At 52.0% G+C, this 6,290-nt stretch carries 5 protein-coding genes and 1 pseudogene; 1 reads left to right on the top strand and 5 read right to left on the bottom strand.

The genetic code is table 11. From position 1 onward, the window contains the following. The first annotated feature begins 25 nt into the window (after window positions 1-25). On the top strand, window positions 26-1,096 hold the full coding sequence (locus QZ375_RS00085) for an FkbM family methyltransferase (protein ID WP_295213896.1): 1,071 nt from the start codon (window positions 26-28) through the stop codon (window positions 1,094-1,096). A 318-nt stretch (window positions 1,097-1,414) separates the two neighbouring features. On the opposite strand, the gene QZ375_RS00090 is transcribed toward QZ375_RS00085, so the two are convergent. The 5 genes and pseudogenes from QZ375_RS00090 to QZ375_RS00110 form a co-directional block, all read right to left on the bottom strand. Continuing rightward, on the bottom strand, window positions 1,415-2,344 hold the full coding sequence (locus QZ375_RS00090) for an AEC family transporter (RefSeq protein ID WP_295213898.1): 930 nt from the start codon (window positions 2,342-2,344) through the stop codon (window positions 1,415-1,417). A 94-nt stretch (window positions 2,345-2,438) separates the two neighbouring features. Continuing rightward, the gene (locus QZ375_RS00095) at window positions 2,439-3,020 is read right to left on the bottom strand and encodes a dipicolinate synthase subunit B (RefSeq protein ID WP_295213900.1); all 582 of its coding nucleotides are present in this window, start codon (window positions 3,018-3,020) and stop codon (window positions 2,439-2,441) included. A 141-nt stretch (window positions 3,021-3,161) separates the two neighbouring features. Continuing rightward, window positions 3,162-4,640 carry a recombinase family protein gene (locus QZ375_RS00100; protein ID WP_295213902.1) on the bottom strand — a complete coding sequence of 493 codons (1,479 nt, stop codon included), beginning with the start codon at window positions 4,638-4,640 and terminating at the stop codon, window positions 3,162-3,164. Window positions 4,641-4,773: 133 nt separating this feature from the next. Next, a complete protein-coding gene (locus QZ375_RS00105; RefSeq protein ID WP_295213903.1) occupies window positions 4,774-5,496 on the bottom strand; it encodes an LPXTG cell wall anchor domain-containing protein in 723 nt (240 codons plus the stop codon). Between the two features lie 110 nt (window positions 5,497-5,606). Beyond that, window positions 5,607-6,290, bottom strand: a pseudogene (locus tag QZ375_RS00110) (hypothetical protein); the annotation flags it as partial.

Consider the following 6,290-nt stretch of genomic DNA (forward strand, 5'->3'; position numbering starts at 1 on the left):
ACAGAGAGAAAAGGAGGTCCTGAACATGCTTTCTTTTATCACAGAAAAGCAGTCCTCGTGGGAAAAATTACAGGCGGAGACCCGTCCGATCTTTATCTACGGGATGGGCGACGGTGCAGAAAAGATTATGCGTGTCTTTCGGGAAAAGTCCATTCCGCTTGCCGGCATTTTTGCAAGCGATGAGTTTGTACGAGGCCATTCTTTTGCAGGCTATAAGGTACGGAAACTTTCCGAGATCGAGGCACAGGTGGAGGATTTTGTCATTGTCCTGGCATTTGCCGCCGGCTATCAGTCTCTGGTGGACAAAATCGTGGAGATCGGACAGCGCCACACCCTGATCGTACCGGATGTACCGGTAGCAGGCGGCGGACTGTTCACCTACGAATATTGCGTGGAGCACGCAGAGGAGATCGAAGCGGTCTACCACATGCTGGCTGACGATTATTCCCGAACCGTTTATGCCAATATCATCAACTTTAAAATCAGCGGAAACATCCGTTATCTTCTGGATGTCACTACGCCGAAATCAGACATTTACCGCAAGATCATCCGCCTGACGCCCAACGAAGTCTATGTGGATCTGGGTGCCTATAATGGCGATACCATTGCGGAGGTGCTCCAGTACACCCGGGGCAAGTACATTCGTATCTATGCGGTAGAGCCCGATCGGAAGAACTTCAAAAAGCTCTGCAAATATCTGGACGGCATGAACTATGTCTACGCCTACAATGCAGTAGCATGGTGTCTGGATACCACAGTGCCCTTTGCCACAAAGGCAGGCCGCCAGTCGGCTGTCTCCGCTTTCGGGCAGCAGATCGATGCACGATCGGTGGACAGCATTTTACAGGGCAGACCGGCAACGATCATCAAGATGGACGTAGAGGGCTGCGAACGGGAGGCACTCTGGGGGGCATCCCAGACCATTGCGCATTTTTCCCCGAAGCTTATGGTGTCGCTTTACCATCGGAACGAGGACATCTTTGCCCTGCCGCTGCTCATCCGGCGACTGAATCCGGGTTATGATCTGTATATCCGGCATCAGCTGTATATCCCGGCGTGGGAGACAAATCTGTACGCAGTACCCTCGGGAAAATAATTATTTTTTCAGGCAAAACAAAAACCGTCGTTTTTCGAAACGGCGGTTTTTTCTTATGTAATTGGAATAGCAAAGATTTTTTCCTCCCCATTCTCAAAAAGGCAGCATGGCAAGCTGGTCCAGCTGAGCACAGCTGGCGCAGGTTCAGGGCTGCGCAGGCCCTGGCAGAGTCCAGGGACAGCGTCCCTGGTCGCCCTGTACCTCGCCAGCATTTTTGAAAAATTGCTGGATCAAAAAACTTCATTGCCAGGCTGCCTTTTTTCAGAGCGGTGATAAAATGTTTTTTGGATGACCTCTTTGGAGTGACCTTTTATGTAATCACACGCCTACTGCCCATGTAAACAGCTTCACCATCAATGGCATCGTTCCCATAGACAGGATCGTGGTCATGGCAAAAATATGGGACGCATACAAGTCATTCTTTCCGTGCTTCTGGCATTGCAGGGTACACATTGCCGCCGATGGCGCTGCCGTCAGCACCAGTACCACTGTCCGTATCTCTACCGGAATAAAGGACAACGGCAGGAAAAGCAGCCCCAATACCAACGGCACCAACAGCAGTTTCACACCACAGACATAATACACCCGTGGATTCCACACCGCCTGGAACAAATTCGCCTGGGCTACACTGATACCCGAAGCAATCATCGCCATAGGCGTGTTCAGCCCGGCAACATAATCAAAAGTCGTCGCCAACAGTTCCGGCAGCTGCACCCGGAAAAAGAACAGCAGCAGCCCGATGGCAATACCGATCATCGTAGGCGAACAGAGTTTTTTCACCAGAGCTTTCCGGTCATGCTGCCCCGTCAAAAGCATAATGCCGTGAGTCCATGCGAAACAGAAAAATACCGTCAGAAATGCCGTGGCATAGAATACGCCCTCTGTTCCCAGCAATGCGCTGGCAAGGGGGATCCCCATGAATCCGCAGTTGCTGTAAATGGCGGAAAACCGTTCGATCTCCGTCTCCCTACCGGGCTTCTTCCGGATGGCTAAATATACCGCACCAATGGCGATAATATAAGACACCGCCGCCAGCAGAAATGTCCAGAGCAGATTCACCACAAGCCGGGACTCATATTCCACCTCGGCATAGGCATTTACCACCAGCACCGGCGTGACAATTTCCAATACAAAGTTGGAAAACTGTCTGCCGCCGTTCTTGTCCACAATTTTCGCCCGATAGGCGATCACACCTACCAAGTTCAGCAGGAGCATCAACACTGCCTGCTTCAAAATAATCCACGCCACAGCATTACACCTCATTCTCAGAAATGGGTGGAAACCGGAGAACCGACTTCCACCCATTATAGTATAACACATATTTTTGACTGATTTTCAGGACTTATATGAAAATCGGCTGAATTTGCTTCTGCTGGCGTGCCGTTTCCACGGTTTCGGGCAGCTTTGTGAAGTCTGCCACCAAGGACGCCGGCTTTTCCATGGGCGCATCCTGGCGCAGCGGTACAAAATAATAGTGCTTCGTATTCAGCAGCAGTCCGATGTTCTTTGCAGAAGCGCCCAGTGCATCATTGGTCGCAATTGCCAGCACAACAGGCTTCTGACGGCGCAGCATAGATTTTACCGCCATGGTAGCGGTGGAATCTGTAATCCCATGCGCAAGCTTCGCCGTCGTATTTGCCGTACACGGCGCAACCACCAGCATATCCAGAAGATCCTTTGGGCCGATGGGTTCTGCCTGTGCAATGGTGCAGATGGATGGTTTGCCGCAGATCTCCTCCAGCTCTGCCACCCGATCGGCGGATTTGCCGAAGCGAGTGTCCATGGTGGCGGCGTGTTCCGAAAAAATCGGTGTCAGTTCCGCACCTGCCTCCCGCAGCTTTGCCGCCTGCGCAAAAGCGGCTGAAAAAGTACAGAACGAACCGGTGACCACAAAACCGATTCGTTCACCTGTCAAATCGTTCATGGGCGAGTCCCCTCTCCTCGAGAATATTGCAGATCGTATCTGCGATGATCCCGCCCGCCGTCATGGGGGCAACCTTGCCCGGAGCGATAAAGAGGCGATGACACATGGATAAATTTACGCTTCACAAAAAATACAACCTTTTCACCGCAGTTTAATTTCTATTTTTTCCGGTGATACTCGCACCTCCTGCACCAGCAGTCCCACGGCACGGCGGCGCTGTTCCAGATCTGCCTGTTCCCACCAAGTGTTCCAATCGGCGCAGATATTTCTTTTCCGGGACACAGGGGCACGCCGGAGACGCTGCATATACACTGCCCGTTCCGCCGCCAACCGTTCCAGTTCTTCCCGCAAAAAGGGCACTGCCGCCGAGGGTTCTCCCATTGCCGCCGCCAACCGCTGCATACGCCCGTCCAGTTCTTCCAGAGCAGCTGCATTCGGGTCGGGCTGGTCAGGCGTTTTCATCTTTGCCAATGGCAGAAGCTGTGCTGCCTGCTGTGCCAAAACCGGTGCAACTGCTTCCTCCACGGTCTCTGTGCGCAATGCCGGAATGCCATCACACAGCCCCAGACGTTTTCCACGGCACACAAAATATGTATATCTAGCACCAGCGCCGTTATTCCGGGCATAGCAACGTGTGCCGCACAGGCCGCACACCACGATTCCCTGGAGCCAAGAGCGATGCCCAGTTCCCCGATTGGTGCTGCCGCCTCGGGATGCAAGGCGTTCCTGTACTGCAAGCCACAGCGCCGAGTCTACCAGTCCTGGGTGCAGTCCGGCGGCAACATGCTCCCCCTCCAACCGGGTCAACTTAGCGCCCTTTCGTGCCCTTTTGTCACCATATACCAAACATCCGTTGCCCTTGCAGTACAGCTCCCAGGGATGATCCAGCACTGCCCCCTGTTCCCGGAAATAGGACACACAGCGCAAATCCCCCTGGACATAAACCGGATTCCGCAAAATTCGGATCACACCGCTGTTGGACCAATCTGCGCCCTGCCGTGTGCGACAATCCCTTTGATTGCATTCGTGCACCAGCTGTTCCACATTTTCCCCGTGAAGCCCATAGCGTGTGTACAGCCACAATACCTGTGCCGCCTCTTCGGGAACAGGCGCAAGGGTTGTGGTCTTGTGCCCCTGGAGCAGAATGGGCACAGATTCATAGCCATAAGGCGCCACACCGCCCAGCGCCATTTGCTGGACAGCACGGGCATAGTAATTGTCCCGCACACGCCCGGCAATGGTTTTCTGCTCCAGTTCTGCAAACATCATGAGTAGATTCAGAAGCATTCCGCCGATTTCCGTCTGGGTATCGAAACTCTCCCGAACAGAACGCAGCGTGACGCTGTGTTTTCGGAACATCTGCATCATCCCGGCGAAATCGCAAAGAGAACGAGAAATACGATCCAGCTTATAAACCAAAACCTCACGGATCTCTCCCTGTTCCACCGCCTCCAGCATCTCCTGAAAGGCTGGGCGAACCGTGGTTGTTCCGCTGAATCCCCGATCTGTATAAATGCGGCAATTGTCATCCGCACACAGTCGCTTGCAGTACTCCACCTGCATATCAATGGAGATGGAATCCACACGTTCCACGGACTGCCGTGCGTAAATTGCTGTCATACCATCACCTCCGGAATATATATATGCAGCAATACGCACAAAAAGGCACCCCCAGAAACCTGGGAGTGCCCTTTATTACGCATCTAGTGCGTGAGATTCAGTTGCGCGGATACGTTACTTGCGTAGGTATCTCTTACTTTCTCTTCTTAGCAACGAAAGCAACGCCACCGATAACAGCTACAGCAGCAGCTACACCAGCGATCGGCAGAGCGTCACCAGTCTTCGGAGAAGAAGTGGACTTAGCCGGAGCCTTTGTGGTTGTTGCAACCGGAGCAGCAGTTGTTGCTTCTGTCGGAGCAGCAGTCGGAGCCTGTGTCGTAGCTTCTGTCGGAGCATCAGTTGCAGCAGCAGCGATGGTGATTACGCCGTCTACAACAGCCGGAGTAGAAGTCTCGTCGCTTTCAGCAGTGTTAGCGAACTCAGCAGAGTTACCAGCCGGAGCAACTGTCAGACCCTTTACAGTGAAAACATCACCCTCAGCAGCATCTTCTGATACCTTAACAGTGAGTTCACCTGCACCGAAATCAGCCTTTGTCGGAGAAGAAGCAGCGCCAGCAAACCACAGTGCGCCCTTCTCTTCTTCAACAGCACCGCCAGGCATTGCAAATGCACTTACATAAGTCAGGCCATCACCCATCTGTGCACCATAGCAGAGCTTTGTCCAGTTGGAATCAACAGAAATTGCCAGAGTAACCTCATAGTTAGCTGCCTTCAGCTCATCCAAAGTCAGAGTAACGTCTGCGATATCAACTGTTGCGCCTGCTGCGCTTGCCGGAACTGCCATTACTGCTGCAGATGCAGCTACAACTGCTGCTGCAGAAAGAGCAGCCATTGTCTTCTTAAATGTAGTCTTCATTTTTTCTATTTCCTTTCAAAAATAAATTTATATGTGATATGTTTGCAGTGCGATATGCACCTCGCACTGCTTACATATACAAGCAATTTTGGAGTAAAATTAACTTATCCTTAGTCTTCAACGGTTGCACCATTCATGATGTCTTCCCAATTCGGATTCTTGTTCAAGCTATACTGTGCGTAGTAAACCAGAGTCTTGTATGCATCATCTGCATCAATGATGTTTGCCGGGTTTTCACGATCCTCATCGTCCTTGCCCAGCTTGGACTCTGTGTCGATATCAGCTACATAGTAAGCCAGCTTTGCCAGCAGTGCGTCTTCGTTGCCTACTGTTTCGAACGCAACATCATCCTGAGCTACGGAAGCAGCTGCATAGTAAACCAGCATCTCATAAGCGTCGTCTGCATCAACGAAACCGCTGAGGTCAACGTCACCCTTCTTCGCAACAGCTACGACCGGCTTGTCTTCCAGCGGAGTCTTTTCCGGATCTGCTGCATAGTAGATCTCTACTTCGCCCTTGAAGTAAACCTTACCCTTACCAGCTTCCTGGTCTACAGTTGCATAAACCTCACCCGGAGTGCTTACGAAACCAATTGCAGTTGCCGGATCCAGTTCCTGTGTTGAGCCATCGCTCAGAGTAACAACAACAGACTCGATCAGGTCAGCAGCATCGAAGGACTCTTCGTGAGAGAAGTAAACGCCGTTGGATGCGGATTCATCCAGCATCTTTACAGAGATTGCTTCGATATCAGTCGGCAGGGTTTCGGTGGTTCCAGTAGAACCAGTACCAGTTGT

The sequence above is a fragment of the Ruminococcus sp. genome, assembly GCF_019417665.1.
Classification (GTDB): Bacteria; Bacillota; Clostridia; order Oscillospirales; family Ruminococcaceae; genus Ruminococcus_C.

Bases quoted from the DNA above. Each gene is read 5' to 3' on its own strand.
- QZ375_RS00085 (WP_295213896.1), top strand. From the start codon at position 26: ATGCTTTCTTTTATCACAGAAAAGCAGTCCTCGTGGGAAAAATTACAG.
- QZ375_RS00095 (WP_295213900.1), bottom strand. From the start codon at position 3,020: ATGAACGATTTGACAGGTGAACGAATCGGTTTTGTGGTCACCGGTTCG.
- QZ375_RS00100 (WP_295213902.1), bottom strand. From the start codon at position 4,640: ATGACAGCAATTTACGCACGGCAGTCCGTGGAACGTGTGGATTCCATC.
- QZ375_RS00105 (WP_295213903.1), bottom strand. From the start codon at position 5,496: ATGAAGACTACATTTAAGAAGACAATGGCTGCTCTTTCTGCAGCAGCA.